The organism is Pseudomonas sp. NPDC089401, from assembly GCF_044749485.1.
Classification (GTDB): domain Bacteria; phylum Pseudomonadota; class Gammaproteobacteria; order Pseudomonadales; family Pseudomonadaceae; genus Aquipseudomonas.
Map to the genome: position 1 here is coordinate 568719 of NZ_JBIVIA010000003.1, position 25207 is coordinate 593925.

Here is a 25207-nt window from a genome sequence, read left to right on the forward strand (position 1 = left end):
GCTTCTTTTTATCCAAGGAAAACTGTGAAGCCGCGATGGTCCTCGGCCTCACCTGTACATCAGTGCTAATGCGGGCAGGATGGTGTGCGCAAGCACACGCAGGCCTTCCATGGCGGCCTGCTGACGCGCCCCAGGGTTTGCCCCTGGGACGAACTGAACATGCTTTATGTGGCGATATCTGACACCTAATGTAAAAATGTCCGACGTAGAGAGCCATGCACAGTGGCATGAATCTCGCACTGCACTGTACAGGCCGCCGATGCAATACACCCCGCTGGCGCTTGGCATTCCGCACTCCTGAAGGCCCCGAATGCTTGAATTACATCCCGACTCCTCGACGCCGCTGGTCAACCAGATCATCGATGGCCTGCGCGAGCTGATCGACAACCAGACCCTCAAGCCCGGCGCCAAGGTCCCGTCCATCCGCGCCTTCGCCGCGACCTACTCGGTGAGCACCTTCACCGTGGTCGAGGCCTACGACCGCCTGGTCGCCCAAGGGTTGCTGGTGAGCAAGGGCAATGCGGGGTTCTTCGTCAATCGTGCGGCGAACGAGCTGCTGGACAGCAGCAGCGGCGAAACCGAAAGCGGCCGCCCGACGTTCAACTCGGAGTGGTACCTGCAGCAGATCTTCGAAATCCGCCAGTTGCCGTTCAAACCCGGCTGCGGCTGGCTGCCCAACGACTGGATGTACGAAGACGGCCTGCGCCGCGGCTTGCGCCAGGTCGCCGGCAGCCCGCTGGAGCTGTCTGGCTACGGCGACCCGATGGGCCTGCCGGAGCTGCGCGCGTTGACCGCGCAGAACCTGCAGCAGGAACTGTCGATCGTCTGCAACCCGGCGCAACTGATGCTGACCCACGGTGCCAGCCAGGCCCTGGACCTGGCCGTGCGCACCCTGGTGCGCCCGGGCGACGTGGTGCTGGTGGACGACCCCGGCTACCCCAACCTGATGAGCATCCTGCGCACCCAGGGCGCGACCCTGATCGGGGTGCCGCGCACCCCGAACGGCTACGACCTCAACCACCTGGAGCAGCTGCTGGCGCACCACCGCCCCACCGCCTTCTTCACCCAGCCGCACCTGCACAGCCCGACCTGCTCGCGCACGCCGCTGCCGCAACTGCACCGCCTGTTGCAACTGGCCAGCCAGCACGGCTTCCGCCTGGTGGAAAACAACCTGTACGCCGACATGGTCGCCGAAGCGCAACCCTGCCTGGCCAGCCTCGACCACCTGCAGCAGGTGGTGTACGTGGGCAGCTATTCGAAGAGCATTTCGCCCAACGTGCGGGTCGGCTACCTGCTGGCCAACCCGCAGCTGATGCAGCAGCTGCTGCACCTGAAGATGCGCTCGGGCCTGACCACCTCGCAGGTGATGGAGCGTGTGGTGTATGCCGCGATCATCGACGGGCGCTGGCGCAAGCACCTCAAGCGCCTGCGCCAGCGCCTGGCCGAGGCGCATCAGGAAGTGGGCCGCCACCTGCATCGGCTGGGCTTCGAACTGTTCATCGAGTCGGATGAGGGGATGTACATCTGGACCCGCCATCCAGCGATACCGGACAGCGCGGCGTTGCTGGACGACGCACTGGAGAAAGGCATCATGCTCGGGCCCGGGCAGCTGTTCATGGTGGATGCCAAGGCGACCGGGTGGATGCGCTTCAACGTGGCGTTCAGTACCGACCCGGCAATGTGGGAATTGTTGGAGAAGGTGTTGGTGAAGCATGTGCGGCGGGGTGGGATTTAGAGCGCTCACCTTTGGTTTTTCAGCGCCTGTGAGATCGAGCGCCGCGCGGGCGGCGCTCGATCTCACAGGCGCTGAAAACCTCAAGGCATGCACCTGTACGCCCTGATGCCCCCTAAAGACAAGCACCTGATCCCCCCATCCACCTACCTCCCCTGGCGCGATGATGGCTAACGGCTACGCTCTCCATACCCCCCTGGAGCTGCGCGCATGCCCCACGCCCCTCGCTTCTTCGAACACTACCGCAAGGCCGACCGGATCATGCTCGGCCTGACCTGGCTGATGTTCCTCTTTTCCCTGGCCCTGGCATTCTGGCATGACACCTTTCTCCAGGCCTTGGCGGTCGGCGGCGGCACCTGCCTGGCATTGACCGGCCTGTACCGTACCCTCGGCGGCACGCGCACGATGCGCTGCTGCCTGGGTTTCGGCCTGATGCTGATGGCGGCGCTGCACATCAACCAGGCCGAGGGCATCATCGAATCGCACTTCGGCATCTTCGCCCTGCTCGCGGTACTCACCTTCTACCGTGACTGGCTGCCGATCCTGGTCGCGGCGCTGACCATCGCGCTGCACCACGTGATCTTCCATGTGCTGCAGCACCAGGGCTATCCGGTGTTCGTCATGGCCCACCACGGCGGCTGGACGATGATCTTCGTGCACGCCTTCTACGTGGTGATGGAAACCGTGGCCCTGCTCTACCTCGCCGTGCACAGCCGGCGGGACGCCGAAGAGAGCCAGGACATGCTGGACAAGATGCTGCTGACCACCTCGCAGCTCACCGCCGATGCCGGCAGCGACAGCACCGTGCATGTCTCGCTGGCCCAGCGCTTCGACCGCTTTCTCAACCAGATCACCGGCCTGGTCGACGGCGTGGTGCGTGACGCCCAGGGCCTGGGCGAGCTGGGCCAGGAACTGGCCAAGACCAGCAGCACCCTGGAAAAAGGCGCTCAGCACCAGCTCAACGAGATCGCCCAGGTCACCGGCTGCATGCGGCAGATGGGCGATGCCATGGGCCATATCGCCGTGCACGTCGAGCACGCCGCCGAACACGCGGGCCAGGCCAGCACCCAGGCCAGCCGCGGCCAGCAGAGCGTGGACCGCGCCCAGCAGGAAATCGCCCTGCTGGCCTCGCACCTGCAAGGCACCAACGACACCGTCCAGGCCCTGGCCGGGCAGGCGCAGCAGATCGGCACGGTGCTGGAGGTGATCAGCAGCATCGCCGAGCAGACCAACCTGCTGGCCCTGAACGCTGCCATCGAAGCCGCCCGTGCCGGCGATCAGGGCCGCGGCTTTGCCGTGGTCGCCGACGAAGTACGCAACCTGGCCAAGCGCACCGCCGTGTCGACCCTGGAAATCAAAGGCATCGTCGAAGCCTTGCAGCAAGGCAGCCGGCAGGCGGTCGAGGCCATGCAGCATAGCCGCGAAGGGGTCGAGCGGTGTGTCGAGGACAGCCAGCAGGCGGCGGCGATGCTGCAGGCGGTGAGCAGCGACATCGCGCAGATCGATGCGCTGAACGGGCAGATCGTCACCACCACCCGCGAGCAGTCGGCGGTGAGCCAGGAGATTGTCGGGAGGCTGCAGTCGGTGCAGGGGATTGCCCAGGGCACGGCGCAGGACATGCAGACACTGGCGTCGAGCAGCCGGCGCTTACCGCCGATCGCTACACGGCTGGATGCCTTGGGGCGCACGTTCCACCCTTGAGATTGAGGTCGAGGCCGCCACCACTGCCAGTGTTCGGGTGAATACCTTCTGGCCCATTAATATTGGCCACAAGCATCAGTCATGAATAGATTCCATCTTAGCCCTTGGAGAAGATGCCTACAGCCTTTCTCTTTCCGAACCTGACTCACAGGAAAGAGACATGACTAACCGCGAAACCCTGACCCGTACGCGACTTCAAGAAATACAACAAAAATCCGGAAGCACTCGAAAGCAACACCATTACCTTGAAGTTAAACCCCACCATTCAATTGGGTACAACTCAAGGTCCAGTCAAAACAAGCCCACACCTCGAATTTGCATTGCAATCCGCTGGACGGAGGCTGGTTGAGTTGGCCCAGGCTGCAGCATTGCGGATATTCAGGCTGGGTATTGGAGGTGTATTTTACTCCCCTGAATTGGGAAACTCCGACCTCTACCATGAGTCGGCTCTGAGCATCCCGGCACAATGGCTCATACCTGACTTACCCGAAAATATCCATGAGCTCGCTGCAATCGAAGGTGTACTTGATGCCCCGTTTCGCATCCACACCGAGCTCGACACCCACGTCCTTTCGAAGCATCTGAACGCAGCAAATGCAGCGCATAAAATTCCTGTGCGCGCCCTGATCTTTGACGAAGCGAGCAACAGTTACATCTCGCTTCCTTCAAGGGATCTCCCGATACGACTTACATTCCCTATACATGCCGCAGGAGACGCTTCGACGATACTTCCTGGCGTACCAGTCGAGCCCAATCCCTATGAGGGTACAACACTCGAAACAGCCACCAGAGCGGCAACACCTCTCCCCGCAATCGAACCGCAAAACCCGAAAGATTGCATTTATTGTTTCCCAGTAGACTCTGGCCTTCCGCTGTTGTACATCGTATTCAGTACACCTTATCCGGGAGCAACTACGATAGGCACATACAGCGGTCGGTTCTACAACCCTGAAAAAGCGGGCGGACCTATCGAGCGCTTGGATTGGCGAGAAGCCACCTTTACCCGAGCGGGAGTCGACCTTGTGAAATTACATATAGGTCGCTTCGATCCATCTGACGCCAATATCGTCATGATAGATCGGCTGGAAAAAATCCTACTTGGCACTATAGAATTGACTGACACAGACAAACGGTTTATCACCCATGAATTGAGAGAACTTGAGCGTTTTCGCGCCTTGGGAATCGCTGATAAATTTTGCCGGATGATCGTGGAGAAGCCTGGAACAATACCCACGCCGCCACATTGGAAGACTATCAGCTAAGCTCGAAAGCCGAGCTACTATATACCCCGGAGGCGCTGGAAGCAGACCGAAAACAACTTCAGCGAGAATACTAATGCACACTATTCACGACGTAGTTCAAAACGAAACGCCTACTGACGTAATTTTGTTCCTCACCAGAGGCACCGGCATCTCCCATCCGCAAATAGATAGACTATATGAACAAAACAACTGGATCCATCTCGGCAATTGCCTAGAACTGATCGCACTAATAAAACAAATGTGCTCCGCGGGATTAATAGAAGAAACTGGCGGCGGATATTCGAAAGGTCCTCAATGGAGAGCGCCCAAATTTCTCCTTGAGAAAAAATATAAATTCGATCAAGCCTAAGCACAAGGATCACGCTCAAAGTTTGACATTACAAAACGGCGCCAGCAGTTGCACTCTAACTGCTGGCACCTGAACATTTATCGCCAACTAATTCTATCTGCAAAAAACGCCCGCGCATTCGCCTCCAGACTTTCCAGGTGATACCCCCCCTCCTGCACGATCAGGCACGGCAAGCGCAATGCCCGAATCCGCTCGCCCAACGCCGCAAACCCTTCAGTCGTCACCGCTACCTTGCTCTGGGGGTCCAGTTCATGGATATCGAACCCGAGCGACAACACCAGCACCTCGGCGCCAAAGTCCTTCACGGCATCCAGCGCGATCTCCAGCTGCCCCATGAAGTCCGCTTCGCTGGCCCCGTGCGCCATCGGCAGGTTGACGTTGTACCCCTCCCCCGCGCCGCTGCCACGCTCGTCTTCGAAGCCGGCAACGCCCGGGTAGAAGTTGGTCGGGTCGCCGTGGGTGGACACATACAGCACATCGTTACGTTCGTAGAAGATCTCCTGGATCCCCTGCCCGTGGTGCATGTCGGTATCGAGGATCGCCACGCGGCTGTAACGGCTGCGCAAGGCCTGGGCAGCCACGGCCGCGTTGTTGAGGTAGCAAAAGCCCCCGGCCGCATCGAACCGCGCGTGGTGCCCCGGTGGACGGCATAGCGCGTAGGCCGCCGGCTCGCCATCGAGCAGGGCCTTGGCCCCGGCCACCGCACTCTGCGCCGACCAGTACGCCGAGCGCCAGGTGTGCTCACCGACCGGGCAGCTGCCATCGGCCAGGTAGCGCCCGGCCTGGGCGAGGATGCCGCGCAGGGCGTTGGGCTCGCGCACGAAGATGTTCGACATCACCTCGTCGCCCCAATCCTCGGGCACCTCCTTCCAGCGCGCATGGGCTTCTTCGAGAAACGCCAGGTACGCCTCGCCGTGCACGGCCTTGAGCGGTTCGAGCCCGGCATCCTCGGGCTGGCGGATGTCGAAGCCCAGGCCCTTGGCCGCCTGCAACAGGCGCTGGGCGCGCTCGGGGACTTCCTGCGGGGTGCGCATGGCGCCGCGCGAGTAGTAGCTGCGCGGGTGGTGCAGCAATTGTTCGGGGTGGAAGTAGCAACGCATCAGGCTTCTCCTTGTTCGACTTTGCCGGCGCGCGCCAGCACCGCGTTGAGCAGCACGTCGACGCCTTGGCGGGCGTCCTCGGGCAGCACGTCTTCGGCTTCGTTGTGACTCAGGCCGCCGACGCAGGGGATGAACACCATCGCCGTCGGGCAGTAGCGGGCCAGCAGGATCGCGTCGTGACCAGCGCCACTGACGATGCGCTGCTGGGCGTAGCCGAGGCCGTCCACCGCCTGCTGCACGGCGGCCACGCAGTCGGCGTCGAACGGCGTCGCCGGGCTGACCCAGTGGCGCTCGATGCGCACCTGCAGGCCGCGGCCGTTGGCGATGGCCTGCAGCTTCAGGGCCAGGTCGCGCTCCATGGCTTCGATGGCCTCGTCGCGGTGGTGACGCAGGTCGACGGTGAAGCGCAGCGTGCCGGGGATGGTGTTGCGCGAAGACTTGGCGATCGACAGTTCGCCGACCGTGGTCAGGCCTTCCGGGGCGAAGTCGGCGGCCAGTTGTTCAACGGCCTGGATCATCCGCGCGGCACCGTACAGGGCGTCCTTGCGCAGCGGCATCGGCGTGGTGCCGGCGTGGGCGGCCATGCCTTCGACGGTCACGTCCAGCCAGCGGATCGCCTGGCCGCCGGTGACCACGCCGATGGCCTTGGCGTTGTCTTCGAGGATCGGGCCTTGCTCGATATGCGCCTCGAAGTAGGCATCGACCTGGCCGCCCAGGGGACGCTGGCCGGCGTAGCCGGTGCGCTGCAGCTCGTCGGCGACGCTGATGCCGTCGGCATCGCGGATGGCCAGGGCCTGCTCCAGCGCCAGGCTGCCGGTGAACACCGCCGAGCCGAACATGGCCGGGGTGAAACGGGCGCCTTCCTCGTTGGTCCAGACTGCGATTTCCAGCGGCTTGCGGGTCTGGATGCCGAGGTCGTTGAGGCGGCGCGCCACCTCGAGGCCAGCCAGCACGCCATAGACGCCATCGAAACGGCCGCCTTCGGGCTGGGTGTCGAGGTGGCTGCCCATCATCACCGGGGCGGCGCTCGGATCGCTGCCGGCGCGGCGGGCAAACAGGTTGCCGATGGCATCCACGCTCAAGGTCAGGCCGGCTTCGCGGCACCAGTGGCTGAACAGTTCACGGCCAGCCTTGTCCTCGTCGCTCAGGGCCAGGCGGCAGCTGCCGCCGCGGGCGGTGGCGCCGATCTCGGCCATGGCCATCAGGCTCGCCCACAGGCGTTCGCCATTGCTTTTCAACATGTGCGGGTACTCCAGAGTAAAACGAAGGATTCAGGCCAGTTCCAGGCGCTGGCTGCGGGCGTACTGGCGTGCCAGGGCGAGCACGCAGACCAGCGAAACGGTGGCGATCAGGGTGTAGAACACCGCCATCGGCCACCACTGGCCGCTGAAGGTGTGGGCCAGCCAGGTGCCGATCAGCGGCGTGAGGCCGCCGGCGATGGCGCCGCAGACCTGGTAGGCCAGGGAAATCGCGGTGTAGCGCACGCGGGTTTCGAACATGCCGCTGACGTAGCCGGCGATCACCGCGTAGAACGAGGCCATGCAGGCCGCCGCCAGGGCGATGCCGAGCACGATCAGCGGGCCTTCGCCGGAGCTGACCAGCACGAACATCGGGTACGGCGAGGCCATCGCCAGCAGCGCGACCAGGGCCAGGAAACGGGTGGCGCCGAGCTTCTCCGACAGCCACGCGGCCAGCGGCTGCACGCAGAACTGGATGATCGCCACGAAGAACAGGCACTCGAGGATCAACGACCGCTCCAGGTGCAGCTGCTGGGTGGTGTAGCTGATCATGAAGGTGTTGGTGAAATAGACCCCGGCGATGCCCAGGGTATTGGCGCCGATGCACAGCAGCAGCGGCCGCCAGGCGGTGCGCAGCACTTCCAGTACCGGTGCCTGCTCCTTGCGCTGGGCCTTGGCCGCCTGCTCGCGGCTGGCGATGAACTCGGGCGACTCGTTGACCCCCAGGCGGATCGCCAGGCCCACCAGCAGCAACAGCGCGCTGGCCAGGAACGGCAAGCGCCAGCCCCAGCTCATCAGATCCTCTTCCGGCAGGCGGGTGACCGCGCCGAACGCCAGCAGCGACAGGATCAAGCCGGCCGGGCTGCCCAGCTGGGCGAACGAGGCGAAGAAGTTGCGCCGGCCCTTGGGCGCATGCTCGCCGGCCATCAGCACGGCGCCGCCCCACTCGCCACCCACGGCGATGCCCTGGATCACCCGCAGGATGATCAGCAGCACCGGCGCCGCACTGCCGATCTGCGCGTAGGTGGGCAGCAGGCCGATGCACACGGTGACGATGCCCATCATCAGCAAGGTGATGATCAGTGATTTCTTGCGCCCGATGCGGTCGCCCACATGGCCGAACACGATGCCGCCCAGCGGCCGGGCGAAGAAGCCCACGGCGAAGGTGCCGAACGCGGCCATGGTGCTGAACAGGCTGTTGTCGGAGGGGAAGAACAAGGCGCCGAACACCAGGGCGGCGGCGGTGGCGTAGATGTAGAAGTCGTACCACTCGATCATGGTGCCGATGAACGCGGCGGCGGCAGCGCGGCGCGGCTGGGGCGAGGCGGATGGATTCATGGGGGCTCCCTTGCTTGTTTTTCTGGCAGGAGTTGAGGGTCACGGTGGCGCTCTGATGGCGCTTGGCCCTTCGATCAGTGCTGGCTTCTTCGCGGGTAAACCCGCTGCCACAGGGGACTGCACGAGGCTAGAAGGTTGCGCCGTACCTGTGGGAGCGGGTTTACCCGCGAAGAAGCCAGCACTGATGTCACAGGCCTCAATGGCTGTGATTTATCGTCCCGGGGCTATGATTAGTCAATTTTCTATTTATTATTCGCACTATTACCCCTGCTTATCATCGAGCCCGCCATGTCCGACCGCCTGCTCAACGACCGCCTCGACTGGAACCTGCTGCGCACCTTCCGGGTAATCGGCCAGGAGCTGTCGATCAGCCGCGCCGCGGCTCGCCTGCACCTGACCCAGCCGGCAGTGAGCCAGGCGCTCAAGCGCCTCGAGGAACAGCTCGGCCGCCAGCTCATCGCCCGGCGGGGCCCGCGCTTCGTCCTCACCGACATGGGCGAGCAGCTGTTTCTGCTGGCCGGCGAGGTCTACGGGCAGATGTCGCAGATCGGCGGCCTGCTGGAGCAGCCGGCGGACGAGCTGGTGGGCAGGGTGCGCCTGCTGATGATCAGCCGCATCGTCAGCGAACGCTTCGATGACTTCCTCGCCGACTTCCATCGCCAGCACCCGCGGGTGGACCTGGAAATCGACGTGATGCGCAGTTCCGACATCGTCGCCGCGTTGCAGGAAAAAACCGCCACGGCCGGCCTGAGCCTGAACCGCCGGCCCCAGCCACGGCTGGAACAGCGCCTGTTCCTGCGCCAGCGCTACGCGTTCTTCTGCGGCAAGCACCATGCCCTGTTCGGCCAGGCCGAGGGCAACCTGCAGCGGGAAAACTTCGTCAGCTTCACCAGCGACCAGATTGGCGGGATGCTCTCGCCGCTGACCATCTTCCGCGACCAGCAAGGGTTCTCCGGCAGGATCGTGGCCTCGTCGCCGAGCCTTGAGGAAGTGCGCCGGCTGGTGATCGCCGGCTTCGGCATCGGCTGTCTGCCCGAGCATGTGGTGGCGCCCGACGTGGCGGCAGGGTTGCTGTGGAAACTGCCGCCGGGCGAAGGGATTGCCGATGTCGACATCCACCTGCTGTGGAACCGCGAACAGCGCCTGAGCCGGGCCGAAGAGGTGTTCATCGAGGCATTGCAGGCCTGCCTCGACTGAGCGTCAGAGCTGTTGCAAGCGCTCGCGCAGGAAGTTCACGAACCCCTGCACCGGCCGCGCCACCTGGCGGTGCTGCGGGTACACCGCCGAGAGCTGCAACGCCGGTGTCAGCCATTCATCCAGCACGGTGACCAGGCGCCCATCGGCCAGCGCCTGGCCGACGATGAAGGTCGGCAGGTAGGTCACGCCCATCCCGGCAATCGCCGCGTCCCGCAGCATCTCGCCGTTGTTGGCGCGCATGCGCCCACTCACCTGGATCGCCTGGGCCTTGCCGCCCTGCCTGAACTGCCACTGCACCTGGCGCGAATGCCCATACGGCAGGCAATCGTGCCCGGCCAGGTCTTCCGGCCTGGCCGGCACGCCCCGGGCCTGCAGGTAGGCCGGGCTTGCGCAGTACACCCGCTCGACATCGGCGATGCGCCGGGCAATCAGGCTGGAGTCTTCCAGCGCGCCGATGCGCAGCGCCAGGTCGTAGCCCTCGCCGATCAGGTCCACCGCGCGGTCGCTGAGGTCCACCTCCACATCCACCTGTGGGTGCAGTTGCAGGAATTCGGTCAGCAGACAGCCCAGGTGGGTCATGGCGAACGACAGCGGTGCACTCAGGCGCAAGGTGCCGCGCAGCGCCTGGGTCTGGCCGCTGATGTCGTGCTCCACCTGCTGCACCTCGCCCAGCAGACGCAGCGCCGACTGGTAGTAGTGCTGGCCCAGCGGCGTGGCGTCCAGGCGCCGGGTGGAGCGGTTGAGCAGGCGCACGCCGAGGCGCTCTTCGAGCTGCATCAGGCGGCGGCTGACCGATTGCTTGGACATGCCCAGGCGGTCGGCGGCGGCGGTGAAGCTGCCGGCTTCCATGACCTGGGCAAAGATGCGCATGTCTTCGTAGGGGTTCATTGTCTCGATCTTGGTGACAGTAAAACGCTTTATAACTGCTTTTTCCCGTGAGTGCATCTGCCTAATCTACACACAGGTCGCAGCGATGGCCCTGGAGGCCAGGCAAGACGCCCACTACCCACACTTGCACAGAAAAGGATTCGCTCATGAACATTGTCCACAAAGCCCTCACCGCTTCCCTTCTCGCCCTGTCCGTGTCCAGTGCCTTCGCGGCCGGCAGCCCTGGCGTCGAACAGCACACCCAGGCCTTCCTCGAAGCCCTGGAACAAGGGGGCGGCAAGCCGCTCGAACAGCTCAGCCCGAAAGACGCCCGCGCCGTGCTGACCGGCGCCCAGGCCTCGGTGAAGGTCGACCTGTCCGGGATCGAGGTCAAGGAGCGCACCATTCAGGCCAACGGCCAGTCGATCAAGCTGCAAGTGGTGCGCCCGGCCAATGTCAAAGGCGACCTGCCAGTGTTCATGTTCTTCCACGGCGGCGGCTGGGTACTCGGCGACTTCCCGACCCACCAGCGCCTGATCCGCGACCTGGTGGTCGGCTCCGGCGCGGTGGCGGTGTACGTGGACTACACCCCTTCGCCAGAGTCGCACTACCCGACCGCGATCAACCAGGCCTACGCCGCGACCCAATGGGTGGCCGAGCATGGCAAGGACATCGGCGTCGACGGCAAGCGCCTGGCCGTGGCCGGCAACAGCGTCGGCGGCAACATGGCCGCGGTGGTGGCGCTGAAGGCCAAGGAAGCCGGTACGCCGAAGTTGCGCTTCCAGTTGCTGCTGTGGCCGGTGACCGACGCCAGCTTCGAGACCGGCTCGTACAAGCAGTTCGCCGAGGGGCACTTCCTCACCACCGGCATGATGAAGTGGTTCTGGGACAACTACACCACCGATGCCAAGGCACGGGCAGAAATCTACGCCTCGCCGCTGCGTGCCAGCAGCGAACAGCTCAAGGGCCTGCCGCCAGCGCTGGTGCAGACGGCCGAGTTCGATGTGCTGCGCGATGAAGGTGAGGCGTATGCCCGCAAGTTGAATGCGGCCGGTGTGACCGTGACGTCGGTGCGGTACAACGGGATGATTCATGACTATGGCCTGCTCAATCCACTGAGCCAGGTGCCGGCGGTGAAGGCGGCGATGCGCCAGGCGGCTGGGGAGTTGAAGGTGCATTTGCAGTAATCTGATAGATACGAAAATACCCGCTTAGGCGGGTATTTTTGCTTTTGGCGTTTGGGCATACAGGTGCCTGGCGCAAGATTTTCAGTGCCCGTCAGATCGAGCGCCGCCCGCGCGGCGCTCGATTTCAAAACCGCCAAAACCCTCAAGGCGAGCACTCGCAAGCACCACTCAAATTGTCACAGAAAAAGAGACACTAAAACTCATAAAGCCATATTTATCATCATCAAGGCTGACAGTAAAATTCTCCCATCAACAGCCCGGCAGCCGCTCCCGGCCCCGGCCTTTCAAGGAGAATCACCATGCTCACCGTCCGTAACGCCCAAGACCGCGGCCTGGCCTTCCACGGCTGGCTGAAATCCTTCCACACCTTCTCTTTCGGCCACTATCGCAACCCCGACGAGCAGGGTTTCTCCGACCTGCTGGTGATCAACGACGACCGCGTCATCCCCGGCAAAGGCTTTGGCGAACACCCGCACCGGGACATGGAGATCTTCTCCTACGTGCTCGAAGGCGCCCTGGAGCACAAGGACACCCTGGGCACCGGTTCGGTGATCCGCCCGGGCGACGTGCAACTGATGAGCGCCGGGCATGGCGTGGCGCACAGCGAGTTCAACCACAGCCAGGCGCAGCCGGTGCACTTCCTGCAGATCTGGATCGTGCCCAACGTCAAAGGCGCGACACCGCGTTATCAGCAGCAGCACTTCAGTGCCGAGGAGAAGCGCGGCAGGTTGCGCCTGATCATCTCGCCGGATGGCGCCGAGGGGTCATTGCAGGTACGCCAGAACGCGCGGGTGTATGCCGGGCTGTTCGACGGTGCGGAGCGTGCCAGCCTGACCTTGCCGGAGAACCGCCATGCCTATGTGCATGTGGCCCGGGGCAGCATCGAGCTTAATGGCCAGGTGCTCAATGAGGGGGATGGGGTGCGGGTGCGGCAGGAACAGGTGCTGGAGCTGGGCAATGGGGTGGATGCCGAAGTGCTGGTGTTCGACCTGCGGCCGCATGAGTTGCCTGGCATGCCGTAAGGCAGGCCCGGCCTCTTCGCGGCGGTTCGACGCCTCGATAAACCCGCTCCCACAGGGACAGCACGGTATTCAAGACTTGTGCTGTACCTGTGGGAGCGGGTTTACCCGCGAAGAGGCAATCAGCCGTCACTCAAGGCTCGAACCCTTCGACGATGATCACATCAGCCTTCGCCACCCCTTGGCGATGGCTGCACGCCTCCTGGTACAGCGCGGACCGGTAGCACGCCACCGCCTGCTCGTACGAATCGAACTCGATCACCACGCTACGCTGTGGAGTGGGCCGCCCCTCCATCGCCTCGCTGCGCCCGCCTCGGGCCAGGAAGCGGCCGCCGAAGGCCTTGAAGGCCGCCGGCGCGCGCTGGGTGTATTGCTGATATTGCTCGGGGTCGGTCACGTCGACGTGGGCGATCCAATAGGCCTTCATCCGCGGGTTCTCCTGTTGCAACGATATTTGTGTATGATGGTATACCATAAAAATCACCCCACCACAGTGAGCGTGCAGCATGGCTTTCAACAGCATCGAAGAACTTCTCGAGGACTACCGGCAAGGCAAGATGGTCCTGCTGGTGGACGACGAGGACCGGGAAAACGAAGGCGACCTGCTGATCGCCGCCGAGCGCTGTGACGCCCAGGCCATCAACTTCATGGCCCGCGAAGCGCGCGGCCTGATCTGCCTGACCCTGACCGACGATCACTGCCAGCGCCTGGGCCTGGAGCAGATGGTGCCGGCCAACGGCAGCGTGTTCAGCACCGCCTTCACCGTGTCGATCGAAGCCGCCAGCGGCGTCACCACCGGCATCTCCGCCGCCGACCGCGCGCGCACCGTGGCTGCGGCCATGGCCCCCGACGCGCGCCCCGAAGACCTGGTGCAGCCGGGCCACATCTTCCCCCTGCGCGCCCGCGAAGGCGGCGTGCTGACCCGCGCCGGGCACACCGAAGCCGGTTGCGACCTGGCGCGCCTGGCCGGTTTCACCCCAGCCTCGGTGATCGTCGAAGTGCTCAACGACGACGGCACCATGGCCCGTCGCCCTGACCTGGAAGTGTTCGCCGCCCGCCATGGCATCAAGATCGGCACCATCGCCGACCTGATCCACTACCGCCTGAGCACCGAGCAGACCATCAAGCGCATCGGCGAGCGCGAGCTGCCGACCGTGCACGGCACCTTTCGCCTGGTCACCTATGAAGACCGCATCGAAGGCGGTGTGCACATGGCCATGGTCATGGGCGACATTCGTCGCGAGCAGCCGACCCTGGTGCGCGTGCACGTGATCGACCCGCTGCGCGACCTGGTCGGTGCCGAATACGCCGGCCCCGCCAACTGGACGCTGTGGGCGGCGTTGCAGAAGGTCGCCGAGGAAGGAGCCGGGGTGGTGGTGATCCTGGCCAACCACGAATCCTCCCAGGCCCTGCTCGAACGCGTGCCGCAGCTGACCCAGCCGCTGCGGCCCTATCAGCGCGGGCAGTCGAAGGTGTATTCGGAGGTGGGTACCGGCGCGCAGATCCTGCAGGACCTGGGCGTGGGCAAGCTGCGTCACCTGGGGCCGCCGCTCAAGTATGCAGGCTTGGCCGGGTATGAGCTGGAGGTGGTGCAGAGCATTCCGTTCGAGCCTGGGATGGTCGGCTGAAACACGTAAACAACTCATTTGGCAGGGCCCTGTGGGAGCGGGTTCACCCGCGAATGCGATGCTCAAGCCACCGACGCATTCGCGGGTGAACCCGCTCCCACAGGGCCTGAGTTGCATGCAAGAAAGCGGAGTGATGGCCGGTAGCCTCATCCCCCTTGCCAAAAGTTTGGAATACCATAATATGATCTACCGTAGACCTTGAATCTGCAGGCCGGCACCTACACTCACAAACGGCCGCAACGCACTTTGTTTTAGCTGCTCCCCGAACACAGTTGGCGGGCGCACCAAAAAGCCCCGCCTCGAATAACAAAAGCAACGAGGGCGTAACCATGCTGTTGAGCAAACGTGTAACCGCAGTGCTGTCCGCCAGCCTGCTGACCCTGGCCTGTCAGGCCGCCCAGGCTGCCGACAGCCTGAACTTCGTCAGCTGGGGCGGCACCACCCAGGACGCCCAGAAAGAAGCCTGGGCAGTCCCCTTCAGCAAGGCCACCGACATCAAGGTCGTGCAGGACGGCCCCACCGACTACGGCAAGCTCAAGGCCATGGTGGAGAGCGGCAACGTGCAGTGGGACGTGGTCGACGTCGAAGCCGACTTTGCCCTGCGCGCCGCCAGCGAAGGCCTGCTCGAACCCCTCGATTTCAACCAGATCAAGCGCGACAAGATCGACCCGCGGTTCGTCTCCGACCATGGCGTCGGCTCGTTCTTCTTCTCCTTCGTGCTCGGTTACAACGAAGGCAAGCTCGGTGCCAACAAGCCGGTCGACTGGACCGCGCTGTTCGACACCAAGACCTACCCCGGCAAGCGCGCCCTGTACAAATGGCCGAGCCCCGGCGTGCTGGAACTGGCCCTGCTGGCCGACGGCGTAGCCGCCGACAAGCTCTACCCGCTGGACCTGGACCGCGCCTTCAAGAAGCTCGACAGCATCAAGAAGGACATCGTCTGGTGGGGCGGTGGCGCCCAGTCGCAGCAACTGCTGGCTTCCGGTGAAGCGTCCCTCGGCCAGTTCTGGAACGGCCGCGTCTATGCCCTGCAACAAGATGGCGCGCCGGTCGGCGTGAGCTGGAAGCAGAACCTGGTCATGGCCGATTTCCTGGTCATCCCCAAAGGCTCGAAGAACAAGGACGCGGCCATGAAGTTCCTGGCCAACGCCAGCAGCGCCGAAGGCCAGGCCGAGTTCGCCAACAAGACCGCCTACGCCCCGGTCAACGTCGACAGCGTGGCCAAGCTGGACAGCAAGCTCGCGCCGAACCTGCCGACTGCCTACGCCCAGGACCAGGTCACCCTGGACTTCGCCTACTGGGCGAAGAACGGCCAGGCCATCGCCGCGCGCTGGAATGAGTGGCTGGTCAAATGAAAGTCGCCATCAACGCCCTGCATAACGCGCAAGGTACCCCCACGGGTACCGGCGCCCCGGGAACGGCCCCTCGCCGCGCCAGCCTGAGCCAGCGCTGGAAAGGCAGCCGCAACCTGCTGCCGGCCCTGCTGTTCCTCGGCCTGTTCTTCTTCGCCCCGCTGGTCGGCCTGCTGCTGCGCGGGGTGCTGGAGCCCACGCCGGGCCTGGGCAACTACGAGCAGCTGTTCGCCAACTCGGCCTATGCACGGGTGCTGTTCAATACCTTCTCGGTGGCCGGCGTGGTCACCCTGATCAGCGTGCTGCTGGGCTTCCCGCTGGCCTGGGCGATCACCCTGGTGCCCAAGGGCTGGGGCCGCTGGCTGCTGAACATCGTGCTGCTGTCGATGTGGACCAGCCTGCTGGCGCGCACCTACTCGTGGCTGGTGCTGCTGCAGAGCTCGGGGGTGATCAACAAGGCGTTGATGGCCATGGGCATCATCGATGCCCCGCTGGAGATGGTGCACAACCTCACCGGTGTGGTGATCGGCATGAGCTACATCATGATCCCGTTCATCGTGCTGCCGCTGCAGGCGACCATGCACGCCATCGACCCGATGGTGCTGCAGGCCGGCTCGATCTGCGGCGCCAGCCCCTGGACCAACTTCTGGAAGGTGTTCCTGCCGCTGTGCCGCTCGGGGCTGTTCTCCGGGGCGCTGATGGTGTTCGTGATGTCGCTCGGTTACTACGTCACCCCGGCGCTGCTGGGCGGGGCGCAGAACATGATGCTGCCCGAATTCATCATCCAGCAGGTGCAGTCGTTCCTCAACTGGGGCCTGGCCAGCGCCGCCGCCGCACTGCTGGTGGTGATCACCCTGGTGCTCTTCTACCTGTACCTGAAGCTGCAGCCGGAATCCCCGGTCGGCAACGCGAGGTAAACCGCCATGCTTCTGTCTCCCAATGCCATGGGGCGCCCGCTGCGCACCGGGCTGTACCTGACCACCGGGGTCATCGCCGCCTTCCTGCTGCTGCCGGTGGTGTTCATCGTGCTGCTGTCGTTCGGCTCGTCCCAGTGGCTGGTGTTCCCGCCACCGGGCTGGACCTTCAAGTGGTACGGCCAGTTCTTCTCCAACCCGGAGTGGATGGACGCCGCCCTGGCCAGCCTCAAGGTCGCCGTGCTGACCACCGTCGCCGCCGTGCTGCTCGGCCTGCCCAGCGCCTTCGCCCTGGTGCGTGGCCGCTTCCCGGGCCGCGAGCTGCTGTACGGGCTGTTCACCATGCCGATGATCGTGCCGCTGGTGATCATCGCCGTGGCGGTGTACGCGCTGTTCCTCAAGCTCGGCTACACCGGCACCCTGTTCGCCTTCGTGGTCAGCCACGTGATCGTCGCCCTGCCCTTCACCATCATCTCGATCATCAACTCGCTGAAGCTGTTCGACCAGTCGATCGAGGATGCCGCCGTGATCTGCGGCGCCTCGCGCCTGCAGGCGATCTTCAAGGTGACCTTCCCGGCCATTCGCCCGGGGATGATCGCCGGCGGCCTGTTCGCCTTCCTGGTGTCGTGGGACGAGGTGGTGCTGAGCGTGATGATGGCCAGCCCCGACCTGCAGACCCTGCCGGTGAAGATGTGGACCACCCTGCGCCAGGACCTGAGCCCGGTCATCGCCGTGGCCTCGACCCTGCTGATCGGCCTGTCGCTTCTCGTCATGTTCATTGCCGCCGCCTTGCGCCGGCGCACCGAAAACGCCTGAGCGCGCGGAGAAAACAACAATGAGTGCAGTGATCAAAGACAACGCGCCCGGCAAGACCCTGGTCAGCCTGCGTGGCCTGAACAAGCACTACGGCGACTTCACCGCCGTGGACAACCTCGACCTGGAGATCCAGGACGGCGAATTCCTCACCTTCCTCGGCTCCAGCGGCTCGGGCAAGTCCACCACCCTGTCGATGCTGGCCGGCTTCGAGACGCCCAGCAGCGGCGAGATCCTGGTCGACGGCCAGTCGCTGGTCAACGTGCCGCCGCACAAGCGTGACATCGGCATGGTGTTCCAGCGCTATTCGCTGTTCCCGCACCTGAACGTGCGCGACAACATCGCCTTCCCCCTGGCCATCCGCAAGCTCGGCACCAGCGAGACCAACAAGCGCGTCGACGCCATGCTCAAGCTGGTGCAACTGGAGAAGTTCGCCCACCGCAAGCCGTCGCAGATGTCCGGCGGCCAGCAGCAACGTGTGGCGATCGCCCGGGCGCTGGTGTACGAGCCACGCATCCTGCTGATGGACGAACCGCTTGGCGCGCTGGACAAGAAGCTGCGTGAAGACCTGCAGGACGAACTGCGCCAACTGCACCGCCGGCTGGGCATCACCATCGTCTACGTCACCCACGACCAGGAAGAAGCCATGCGCCTGTCCCAGCGCATCGCCATCTTCAGCCACGGCAAGATCGTCGGCCTGGGCACCGGCTACGACCTGTACCAGAACCCGCCGAATGCCTTCGTCGCATCGTTCCTGGGCAACTCCAACTTCCTGCGCATCAAGGCCAACAGCAACGGCGCCGGCAGCTTCGAAGGGCAGCCGGTGGCGATCCGCCTGACCCCGGGCATCAATGCCGGGCAGGACGCGCTGATCATGGTGCGGCCGGAGAAGGCCCTGGCGCTTACGGCCGAACAGGCTGCGCGCGAGCCATTGCCGGCGGGCTGGAACGAGGTCAGCGCCAAGGTTGGCGAGGTGCTGTTCCTGGGTGAGAGCCAGACCTGCCACGTGGTGACGGCGGGCGGTACCGAGCTGACCGTGAAGGCCCTGTCTGCCGCCGGGATGCCGATGCAGCCGGGGGACAACGTGAAAGTGCGCTGGGCGGTGGCCGATGCCTGCATCTACACCGAGTGGGCCGAAAGCGATCTGAGCAAGTCGGCCGGGGCGCATTGATCCCGGCGGTTCAGTGGCTGTGCCGGCCCTTTCGCGGGTAAACCCGCTCCCACAGGTACAGCACAGGATTCGAAAACTGTGCTGTACCTGTGGGAGCGGGTTTACCCGCGAAGAGGCCGGTACTGGTCAACCCGGAATCTGAAACCTGTCAGCGAAAAAGTCCCGGAAAAACTCCACCGCCACCCGCACCTTGGCCGACCCGGCCAGCGGCGCGCTGTACACCGCCCAGATATCGGCACTCTGCCGGTACCCCTCCAGCACCTGCACCAGCCGCCCATCCGCCAGGCTGTCGTGCACATCCCACCACGAACGCAGCACGATCCCACGACCGTCCAGGCACCACTGGTGCACCACCTCGCCATGGTTGCTCGACAGCGCCCCGGTCACCCTTACGCTTTCTTCACCGGCTGGCCCTTCCAGATGCCACAGGCCGAATGGATGGTCACGCTCCTTGATCGCCAGGCAATCATGGCTGGCCAGTTCGGCCAGAGCCTTGGGTGTGCCACGCCGGGCCAGGTAGTCCGGCGCTGCGCACAGCACCCGCCAGTTGCGCGCCAGGCGCTTGGCGATCAGGTTGGGCGCTATGGCATTGCCCACGCGGATATCCAGATCGACCCCTTCGGCCACCAGGTCCACCAACCGGTCGTGCACGTCCAGGCGGATATCCAGCCGCGGATAGCGCACCGCCAGCTCCGACAGCGCCGGCGCCAGCATGCGCCGGCCAAGGCCCAGGCTGCTGGCAATGCGCAATTGCCCGGCAGGCTCGCGCTGCCCGGCGTCCAGATCATCGCCCATGCGCTGCAAGGCTTCGAAGATCTGCTGTGCCCACTGGTAGACGCGTTCGCCCTCCTCGCTCACCGCCACCCGCCGCGTGGTGCGGTGCAACAGGCGTACGCCAAGGTCGGCTTCAAGGGCGCGAATGCGCTTGCTGACGAACGCGGCCGACATGCCACGGGCCTCGGCCACCGCAGCGAAACTGGCGCGGCGGGCCACCTGGAGGAAAATGTCGAGGTCGTCGAGGTTTGGCAGTTTATTCACGATTCGTGCACCAAGAATGCATGGATTTGCTGATTATTTCCGTCAAGGGCCCTTATAGCATTTCCCGCACCTGTTCCCCAGCCACAAGGTGCCCCATGACCAAGACGTTCAAGATCGCCGCCATCCCCGGAGACGGCATCGGCCAGGAAGTGCTCCCCGAAGGCATTCGCGTGCTCGAAGCCGCCGCCCGCCTGCACGGCTTGAATCTGCAGTTCGAGTTTTTCGAATGGGCCAGCTGCGACTATTACCTGGCCCACGGCAAGATGATGCCGGACGACTGGTTCGACCGGCTCAAGGGCTTCGACGCCCTGTATTTCGGCGCTGTCGGCTGGCCCGAGAAGGTACCCGACCACATTTCCCTGTGGGGTTCGCTGCTCAAGTTCCGCCGCGACTTCGACCAGTACGTGAACATCCGCCCGGTACGCCTGTTCCCCGGCGTGCCCTGCCCGCTGGCCGGCAAGCAGCCCGGTGACATCGATTTCGTGGTGGTGCGGGAAAACACCGAGGGCGAGTACTCGTCCCTGGGCGGGCGCATGTTCGAAGGCACCGCCAACGAAATCGTCCTGCAGGAGTCGGTGTTCACCCGCCGCGGCGTCGACCGCATCCTCGAGTACGCCTTCGAACTGGCGCAGCATCGCCCGCGCCGGCACGTCACCTCGGCCACCAAGTCCAACGGCATGGCGGTGAGCATGCCCTACTGGGACGAACGCAGCGCCGCCGTCGCCGCGCACTACCCGGAAATCAGCTGGGACACGCAGCACATCGACATCCTCTGCGCCCGTTTCGTGCTGCAACCGGAACGCTTCGACGTGGTGGTGGCGTCCAACCTGTTCGGCGACATCCTCTCCGACCTTGGCCCCGCCTGCACCGGCACCATCGGCATCGCGCCGTCGGCCAACCTCAACCCCGGGCGCAGGTTGCCGTCGCTGTTCGAGCCGGTGCACGGGTCGGCGCCGGACATCTTCGGCCGCAACATCGCCAACCCGATCGGCATGATCTGGTCCGGCGCGATGATGCTCGAGTTCCTCGGCCAGGAAACCGCAGACGCCCGCTACCAGGCCGCGCACGATGACATCCTGCGGGCCATCGAGGCCGTCATCGTCAGCGGCGCCACCACCCCCGACATGGGCGGCAGCCACTCGACCCAGGCCGTTGGCCGGGCCATCGCCGACGCGCTGGGCAGCGCCTAGGCGTCACATTTCGGTCACGCAACGGTCGTAATCTGCCGGGCAACTCTATGCCAAAGGTCGCCCGGCATGCTGCGCCTGCTCCTCCTGCTCCTGCCCCTTTTCCCCCTGACGGCGCTGGCCGAGCCCTTGCACCTGCGCGTGCAAGGCTCCAACACCATCGGCGCGGCGCTGTTGCCGGCACTGGTGCAGGGGCAGTTGTGGGCACAGCACGCGACGGATATCCAGCAGGTGCCCGGTGCGCTGGCCAACGAAACCGTGATCACCGCCCGCGACGCCCAGGGCCGGGCGCTGCGCATCGACATCGCCGCCCACGGTTCGAGCACCGGCTTTGCCGCCCTTGGCCAGGGTGACGCCGACCTGGCGGCGGCGTCACGCCCGATCAGCGAGGCCGAAGTGGTCAGGCTCAAGGCGCTCGGCGACCTGCGCGCCGCCAGCGCCGAGCAGGTGATCGGCCTGGACGGCGTGGCGCTGATCGTTCACCCCGACAACCCGTTGCCGCGCCTGACCACCCGGCAACTGGCGCAGGTGTTCTCCGGCCAGGTGCAACGCTGGGAGCAACTGGGCGTGGCCGGCGGCGCGATCCACCTGTATGCCCGCGACGACCGCTCCGGCACCTTCGAGACCTTCAAGGCCCTGGTGCTCGACCCGCTGCACGCCCAGCTCAGCCCCAAGGCGCAACGCTTCGAGTCCAGCGAGCAACTGGCCGGGCGGGTCGCGGCCGACCGCCAGGCCATCGGCTTCAGCAGCCTGGCGGCGGTGCACGGGGCCAAGGTGCTGGCGGTGGCCGAAGGCGATGCGCCGGCCATGCTGCCCGAGCGCACGCTGGTGGCCAGCGAAGACTATCCGCTGTCGCGGCGCCTGTACTTCTACCTGCCGGCCAACGCCAGGCCCCAGGCCAAGGCCCTGGCCGATTTCGCCCAGAGCCCCGCCGGCCAGGCCATCGTCGCCGACCAGGGTTTCGTGTCCCAGCAGGTCAAGGCCAAGCCGGTACCGGCCCAGCCCGACATGCCGCCGCGCTACCGCAGCCTGGCCCAGCAGGCCCAGCGCCTGAGCGTCAACTTCCGCTTCCAGGAAGGCAGCGCCAGCCTCGACACCAAGGCCCTGCGCGACGTGCAGCGGGTGGCCGACTACCTGCGCCAGGCCGGCAAGCTGCAGGGCAAGGCGGTGCTGGTGGGTTTCGGCGACCCCAAGGCAACGCCCGGCCGCGCCGCGCTGCTGTCGCGGCTGCGGGCCCAGGCGGTGCGGCGCGAGCTCGCACGCGACGGCGTCGAGGTGCTGGAAGTGACCGGCATGGGCGACGAGCTGCCGGTGGCAGGCAACGATCTCGAGCAAGGCCGCTTGCGCAACCGGCGGGTCGAGGTCTGGGTGTACTGAGGCCGTGCACCCAGGCAAAGAAATGTAACAGCTCGCCATTCGGCATCACCGGCAAACGGGTCTAGGCTCAAGCCCATGTGATACCGGGCCCCTCTGACGGCTGCCCAGCCGTGATGTCGGATCACTGTCGCCATCGCCCGATGGCGACGTCGATCAACCAGGAGGGGCTCATGACAGCTCTGCAGGCATTTCTCACCACGCCCTTTCTCGGCACCAGCACCTGGTTGTGGCTGGTATTCATGGCCATCGTCATCGGCCTGCTGGTGCTCGACCTGGGCGTGCTGCACCGCCAGGAACGCGAGATCGAAATGCGCGAAAGCCTGCTGTTGTACACCGGCTACTTCAGCGTCGGCGTGCTGTTCGGCGTGTGGGTCTGGCATGAACTGGGCGCGCAGTCGGCGCTGGAGTTCTACACCGGGTTCCTGGTCGAGCAGTCGCTGTCGATGGACAACGTGTTCGTCATGGCGATGATCTTCGGCTTTTTCGCCATCCCCCGCCGCTACCAGCACCGCGTGCTGTTCTGGGGCATCCTCGGCGTGGTGTTCCTGCGGGCGATCATGATCGGCGTGGGCGCGGCGCTGGTGCAGAACTTCGAGTGGGTGCTGTACATTTTCGGTGCGTTCCTGCTGTTCACCGGGGTGAAGATGGCCTTGTCGAAGGAAGACGCCCACCCGGACCTGGCCAACAACCCGATCCTCAAGTTCGTCCGCCGGCACCTGCGCGTGACCGACCAGCTGCATGGCTCGCACTTCTTCGTGCGCCTGACGCCACCGGGCCAGAGCAAAGCCCTGCGCTACGCCACACCGCTGTTCCTGGCGCTGGTGCTGATCGAACTGGCCGACCTGGTGTTCGCCGTCGACAGCGTGCCGGCGATCTTCGCCATCACCCAGGACCCGTTCATCGTCTACACCTCGAACATCTTCGCCATTCTCGGCTTGCGTTCGCTGTATTTCGCCTTGTCGGCGCTGATGCACCGGTTCGTGTACCTGAAATATGCGTTGGCGCTGGTGTTGATCTTCATTGGTTGCAAGATCTTCTACCACGGCATGGTCGGCAAGGTGCCGGCGTTGCTGTCGCTGGGGGTGACGTTCGGGTTGCTGCTGGGAGGGGTGGTGGTGTCGCTGATCAAGACGCGGACCAGCAAGACAAGTAGGAAGGATGTCACCGGAAAGAAGGAAAAAGAGCCCCATTTACCGACCTGAAGAATTTTTAAGCTACATCCAGGCCGCCTCTTCCTACATCCAGTGCCGATTTGCCCGATTTCAACCTCCGTTCATGTTTAGCCAGCATTCGCACTCCCCCGTGTAGGAGTGCCTCCATGCAAAAAATTTCATTCCCTGGTTTCAGCCCTTTACGCGTGAATCGCAAACTGGTCGCTGCAATAGTCTTACCGGTGGTTGCGGGAGGTGTTTTCACGTTGCTGTTCAATGAAGTGTTGTTTTACAACGAAGCGGGCCAGATGACGCATGTGCGCACGATCTTTGGCGAAGAAAAGGTGGTCGAAGAAGTGGGTTATGCCACCAAGTGGTTCGGTCGCAGCACTGCCTGGCGGCGCACTATCGGGGTTCAATCGGCCTTGCAAGTCGATAATCAGGATGACCGCCATCGCGGGCAGGCCTCGGCGATCATCCAGAACCTGCCAATCGTGTTCCTGGGCAACGTCGATGCGAAAGCTGAATTCAGCACTCAGTTCCGCCTGCCTTCAGGTGAAGCCTTTCTGAAGATCGCGCAGGAGTACCGCACGCCGGAGAACTTCCTTCAGCGTGCCTTGCTGCCGGCGGTCAAGGAAACCTTGCAGGCCACCGCATCTTTGATGAGCGCAGATGATTACTATGCCGGCAATCGCAGCCACTTTGGCGCAGAGTTCGAAAACCAGCTGCGCAATGGCCTGTATCTGACCAGTCGCAAGGAAATTCGCGTGCAACGCGACAACTACCCTGCCCAGACGGCAATCCTGCAGTCCGGCACTGAGCAAGGAAGTTTCGGTGACAACAGTGCGACCCGTTTCGTCATCGAGAAAAAGCTCGACAAGGACGGCCAGGAATTGCGCAAGCAGCAGCAATTTCGCCTGTTCGGCGTCGAACTGGTAGACGCCCGGATAACCAATATCGACCCGAACCCTCAATACCAGCAGCGCATGGTTCGGGTGCAGCAGGCTTTGGCGGAGCTCGCGGTTGCACGGCAGAACCGGCTCAAGGAAGAAGAAGAGAAAGAACTGGTGTCTGCCCGCGGCGCCAAGGACGTGGAGGCCAAGCGCCAGGAAAGCCTGCGCCAGCAGATCGAGCGCACGACCCAGGCAGAGACGGAGAAGCAGCTCGCCCTCATCAATGCCGAACGGGAAAAGCGCCGCGCCGAGATCGACAAGCAGACGGCTGAACTGCTGCGTGACAAAGCCAGGGTCACCGCCGAAGCCACCAAGATCACCGCCGATGCAGAAGCCCATGCCCGCGAAGTCTCGCTCAAGGCCGATGGCGCGTTGCAGAACAAGCTCGACGCTCTCGTTCAGATCAATCGCGCCTGGGCCGAAGCTGCAGCTCGAGCGCCTGTGCCGGGTGTAATGATGGGTAGTTCAGAGACAGGAGTGGGGCGTCAGGATGAGATGAGCAGACTGATGAGCGTGCTGGCCACCAAGGCGGCAAAGGACCTGATGGTAGACCTCAAGACCCAGTAAGCCAGTACCGGCCTCTTCGCGGCGGTTCGACACCTCGACAAGCCCGCTCCCACAGGTAAACCACAG

21 protein-coding genes are annotated in these 25207 nt (G+C 64.2%); 15 read left to right on the plus strand and 6 right to left on the minus strand.

Going from position 1 to position 25207, the window contains the following annotated elements; all coding sequences use genetic code 11:
• Window positions 1–310: 310 nt before the first annotated feature.
• The 3 genes from ACIP21_RS09970 (at window position 311) to ACIP21_RS09980 (ending at window position 4695) form a co-directional block, all read left to right on the plus strand.
• On the plus strand, window positions 311–1735 hold the full coding sequence (locus ACIP21_RS09970; protein ID WP_400686901.1) for a PLP-dependent aminotransferase family protein: 1425 nt from the start codon (window positions 311–313) through the stop codon (window positions 1733–1735).
• A gap of 1005 nt (window positions 1736–2740) precedes the next feature.
• The gene (locus ACIP21_RS09975; RefSeq protein WP_400687117.1) at window positions 2741–3433 is read left to right on the plus strand and encodes a methyl-accepting chemotaxis protein; all 693 of its coding nucleotides are present in this window, start codon (window positions 2741–2743) and stop codon (window positions 3431–3433) included.
• A gap of 350 nt (window positions 3434–3783) precedes the next feature.
• On the plus strand, window positions 3784–4695 hold the full coding sequence (locus ACIP21_RS09980) for an S-type pyocin domain-containing protein (RefSeq protein WP_400686903.1): 912 nt from the start codon (window positions 3784–3786) through the stop codon (window positions 4693–4695).
• Window positions 4696–5121: 426 nt separating this feature from the next.
• On the opposite strand, the gene ACIP21_RS09985 is transcribed toward ACIP21_RS09980, so the two are convergent.
• Genes ACIP21_RS09985 through ACIP21_RS09995 form a run of 3 tightly spaced genes read right to left on the minus strand, consistent with a single transcriptional unit; the run spans window position 5122 to window position 8720 of the window.
• The gene (locus ACIP21_RS09985) at window positions 5122–6144 is read right to left on the minus strand and encodes a histone deacetylase family protein (protein WP_400686905.1); all 1023 of its coding nucleotides are present in this window, start codon (window positions 6142–6144) and stop codon (window positions 5122–5124) included.
• Window positions 6144–7385: a Zn-dependent hydrolase gene (locus tag ACIP21_RS09990; RefSeq protein WP_400686907.1), complete on the minus strand. Its 1242-nt coding sequence runs from the start codon at window positions 7383–7385 to the stop codon at window positions 6144–6146. The genes ACIP21_RS09985 and ACIP21_RS09990 overlap by 1 nt, the downstream gene beginning before the upstream one ends.
• Before the next feature lie 30 nt (window positions 7386–7415).
• Window positions 7416–8720 (minus strand): MFS transporter, encoded by a 1305-nt coding sequence (locus ACIP21_RS09995; protein WP_400686909.1) that lies wholly within the window; start codon window positions 8718–8720, stop codon window positions 7416–7418.
• A 288-nt stretch (window positions 8721–9008) separates the two neighbouring features.
• On the opposite strand from ACIP21_RS09995, the gene ACIP21_RS10000 reads away from it, so the two are divergent.
• Window positions 9009–9917, plus strand: coding sequence for a LysR family transcriptional regulator (locus ACIP21_RS10000; protein ID WP_400686911.1), 909 nt, complete (start codon window positions 9009–9011; stop codon window positions 9915–9917).
• Between the two features lie 3 nt (window positions 9918–9920).
• On the opposite strand, the gene ACIP21_RS10005 is transcribed toward ACIP21_RS10000, so the two are convergent.
• Entirely contained in the window at window positions 9921–10805 is an 885-nt protein-coding gene (locus tag ACIP21_RS10005; RefSeq protein ID WP_400686913.1) for a LysR family transcriptional regulator, read from the minus strand.
• A gap of 146 nt (window positions 10806–10951) precedes the next feature.
• Between ACIP21_RS10005 and ACIP21_RS10010 the strand changes: the two genes are divergently transcribed.
• Window positions 10952–11971 (plus strand): alpha/beta hydrolase, encoded by a 1020-nt coding sequence (locus ACIP21_RS10010; protein WP_400686915.1) that lies wholly within the window; start codon window positions 10952–10954, stop codon window positions 11969–11971.
• A gap of 299 nt (window positions 11972–12270) precedes the next feature.
• On the plus strand, window positions 12271–12993 hold the full coding sequence (locus tag ACIP21_RS10015; RefSeq protein ID WP_400686917.1) for a pirin family protein: 723 nt from the start codon (window positions 12271–12273) through the stop codon (window positions 12991–12993).
• 130 nt (window positions 12994–13123) lie between these two features.
• On the opposite strand, the gene ACIP21_RS10020 is transcribed toward ACIP21_RS10015, so the two are convergent.
• Window positions 13124–13417 (minus strand): DUF1330 domain-containing protein, encoded by a 294-nt coding sequence (locus tag ACIP21_RS10020; protein ID WP_300032411.1) that lies wholly within the window; start codon window positions 13415–13417, stop codon window positions 13124–13126.
• 79 nt (window positions 13418–13496) lie between these two features.
• Between ACIP21_RS10020 and ribBA the strand changes: the two genes are divergently transcribed.
• The 5 genes from ribBA to ACIP21_RS10045 all read left to right on the plus strand — a co-directional run bounded on the left by ribBA (window position 13497) and on the right by ACIP21_RS10045 (window position 18868).
• Window positions 13497–14618: a bifunctional 3,4-dihydroxy-2-butanone-4-phosphate synthase/GTP cyclohydrolase II gene (gene ribBA, locus ACIP21_RS10025; protein WP_400686919.1), complete on the plus strand. Its 1122-nt coding sequence runs from the start codon at window positions 13497–13499 to the stop codon at window positions 14616–14618.
• 329 nt (window positions 14619–14947) lie between these two features.
• Window positions 14948–15973: a polyamine ABC transporter substrate-binding protein gene (locus tag ACIP21_RS10030; protein WP_400686921.1), complete on the plus strand. Its 1026-nt coding sequence runs from the start codon at window positions 14948–14950 to the stop codon at window positions 15971–15973.
• Window positions 15970–16887 carry an ABC transporter permease gene (locus tag ACIP21_RS10035; protein ID WP_400686923.1) on the plus strand — a complete coding sequence of 306 codons (918 nt, stop codon included), beginning with the start codon at window positions 15970–15972 and terminating at the stop codon, window positions 16885–16887. The genes ACIP21_RS10030 and ACIP21_RS10035 overlap by 4 nt, the downstream gene beginning before the upstream one ends.
• A 6-nt stretch (window positions 16888–16893) precedes the next feature.
• The gene (locus ACIP21_RS10040) at window positions 16894–17700 is read left to right on the plus strand and encodes an ABC transporter permease (RefSeq protein ID WP_020190568.1); all 807 of its coding nucleotides are present in this window, start codon (window positions 16894–16896) and stop codon (window positions 17698–17700) included.
• Between the two features lie 19 nt (window positions 17701–17719).
• Entirely contained in the window at window positions 17720–18868 is a 1149-nt protein-coding gene (locus tag ACIP21_RS10045) for an ABC transporter ATP-binding protein (protein ID WP_400686925.1), read from the plus strand.
• A 126-nt stretch (window positions 18869–18994) separates the two neighbouring features.
• Here the strand turns inward: ACIP21_RS10045 and ACIP21_RS10050 are convergent, their stop codons facing one another.
• Window positions 18995–19906, minus strand: a complete 912-nt coding sequence (locus ACIP21_RS10050) for a LysR substrate-binding domain-containing protein (protein WP_400686927.1) — start codon at window positions 19904–19906, stop codon at window positions 18995–18997.
• Window positions 19907–20001: 95 nt separating this feature from the next.
• Between ACIP21_RS10050 and ACIP21_RS10055 the strand changes: the two genes are divergently transcribed.
• The 4 genes from ACIP21_RS10055 to ACIP21_RS10070 all read left to right on the plus strand — a co-directional run bounded on the left by ACIP21_RS10055 (window position 20002) and on the right by ACIP21_RS10070 (window position 25141).
• Window positions 20002–21096 carry a tartrate dehydrogenase gene (locus ACIP21_RS10055; protein ID WP_400686929.1) on the plus strand — a complete coding sequence of 365 codons (1095 nt, stop codon included), beginning with the start codon at window positions 20002–20004 and terminating at the stop codon, window positions 21094–21096.
• Between the two features lie 66 nt (window positions 21097–21162).
• Entirely contained in the window at window positions 21163–22470 is a 1308-nt protein-coding gene (locus tag ACIP21_RS10060; RefSeq protein ID WP_400686931.1) for a substrate-binding domain-containing protein, read from the plus strand.
• A gap of 170 nt (window positions 22471–22640) precedes the next feature.
• Window positions 22641–23672, plus strand: a complete 1032-nt coding sequence (locus ACIP21_RS10065; RefSeq protein WP_400686933.1) for a TerC family protein — start codon at window positions 22641–22643, stop codon at window positions 23670–23672.
• Window positions 23673–23788: 116 nt separating this feature from the next.
• Window positions 23789–25141 (plus strand): SPFH domain-containing protein, encoded by a 1353-nt coding sequence (locus ACIP21_RS10070; protein ID WP_400686935.1) that lies wholly within the window; start codon window positions 23789–23791, stop codon window positions 25139–25141.
• Window positions 25142–25207 lie beyond the last annotated feature (66 nt).

What these genes read in the sequence shown, in the direction of transcription:
- ACIP21_RS10045 (WP_400686925.1), top strand. Translation starts at nt 17,720, where the DNA reads ATGAGTGCAGTGATCAAAGACAACGCGCCCGGCAAGACCCTGGTCAGC.
- ACIP21_RS10040 (WP_020190568.1), top strand. Translation starts at nt 16,894, where the DNA reads ATGCTTCTGTCTCCCAATGCCATGGGGCGCCCGCTGCGCACCGGGCTG.
- ACIP21_RS10070 (WP_400686935.1), top strand. Translation starts at nt 23,789, where the DNA reads ATGCAAAAAATTTCATTCCCTGGTTTCAGCCCTTTACGCGTGAATCGC.
- ACIP21_RS09995 (WP_400686909.1), bottom strand. Translation starts at nt 8,720, where the DNA reads ATGAATCCATCCGCCTCGCCCCAGCCGCGCCGCGCTGCCGCCGCCGCG.
- ACIP21_RS10055 (WP_400686929.1), top strand. Translation starts at nt 20,002, where the DNA reads ATGACCAAGACGTTCAAGATCGCCGCCATCCCCGGAGACGGCATCGGC.
- ACIP21_RS10010 (WP_400686915.1), top strand. Translation starts at nt 10,952, where the DNA reads ATGAACATTGTCCACAAAGCCCTCACCGCTTCCCTTCTCGCCCTGTCC.
- ACIP21_RS09970 (WP_400686901.1), top strand. Translation starts at nt 311, where the DNA reads ATGCTTGAATTACATCCCGACTCCTCGACGCCGCTGGTCAACCAGATC.
- ACIP21_RS10030 (WP_400686921.1), top strand. Translation starts at nt 14,948, where the DNA reads ATGCTGTTGAGCAAACGTGTAACCGCAGTGCTGTCCGCCAGCCTGCTG.
- ACIP21_RS09990 (WP_400686907.1), bottom strand. Translation starts at nt 7,385, where the DNA reads ATGTTGAAAAGCAATGGCGAACGCCTGTGGGCGAGCCTGATGGCCATG.
- ACIP21_RS10015 (WP_400686917.1), top strand. Translation starts at nt 12,271, where the DNA reads ATGCTCACCGTCCGTAACGCCCAAGACCGCGGCCTGGCCTTCCACGGC.
- ACIP21_RS10060 (WP_400686931.1), top strand. Translation starts at nt 21,163, where the DNA reads ATGCTGCGCCTGCTCCTCCTGCTCCTGCCCCTTTTCCCCCTGACGGCG.
- ACIP21_RS09985 (WP_400686905.1), bottom strand. Translation starts at nt 6,144, where the DNA reads ATGCGTTGCTACTTCCACCCCGAACAATTGCTGCACCACCCGCGCAGC.
- ribBA (WP_400686919.1), top strand. Translation starts at nt 13,497, where the DNA reads ATGGCTTTCAACAGCATCGAAGAACTTCTCGAGGACTACCGGCAAGGC.
- ACIP21_RS10020 (WP_300032411.1), bottom strand. Translation starts at nt 13,417, where the DNA reads ATGAAGGCCTATTGGATCGCCCACGTCGACGTGACCGACCCCGAGCAA.
- ACIP21_RS10000 (WP_400686911.1), top strand. Translation starts at nt 9,009, where the DNA reads ATGTCCGACCGCCTGCTCAACGACCGCCTCGACTGGAACCTGCTGCGC.
- ACIP21_RS10065 (WP_400686933.1), top strand. Translation starts at nt 22,641, where the DNA reads ATGACAGCTCTGCAGGCATTTCTCACCACGCCCTTTCTCGGCACCAGC.
- ACIP21_RS09975 (WP_400687117.1), top strand. Translation starts at nt 2,741, where the DNA reads ATGGGCCATATCGCCGTGCACGTCGAGCACGCCGCCGAACACGCGGGC.
- ACIP21_RS10035 (WP_400686923.1), top strand. Translation starts at nt 15,970, where the DNA reads ATGAAAGTCGCCATCAACGCCCTGCATAACGCGCAAGGTACCCCCACG.
- ACIP21_RS10005 (WP_400686913.1), bottom strand. Translation starts at nt 10,805, where the DNA reads ATGAACCCCTACGAAGACATGCGCATCTTTGCCCAGGTCATGGAAGCC.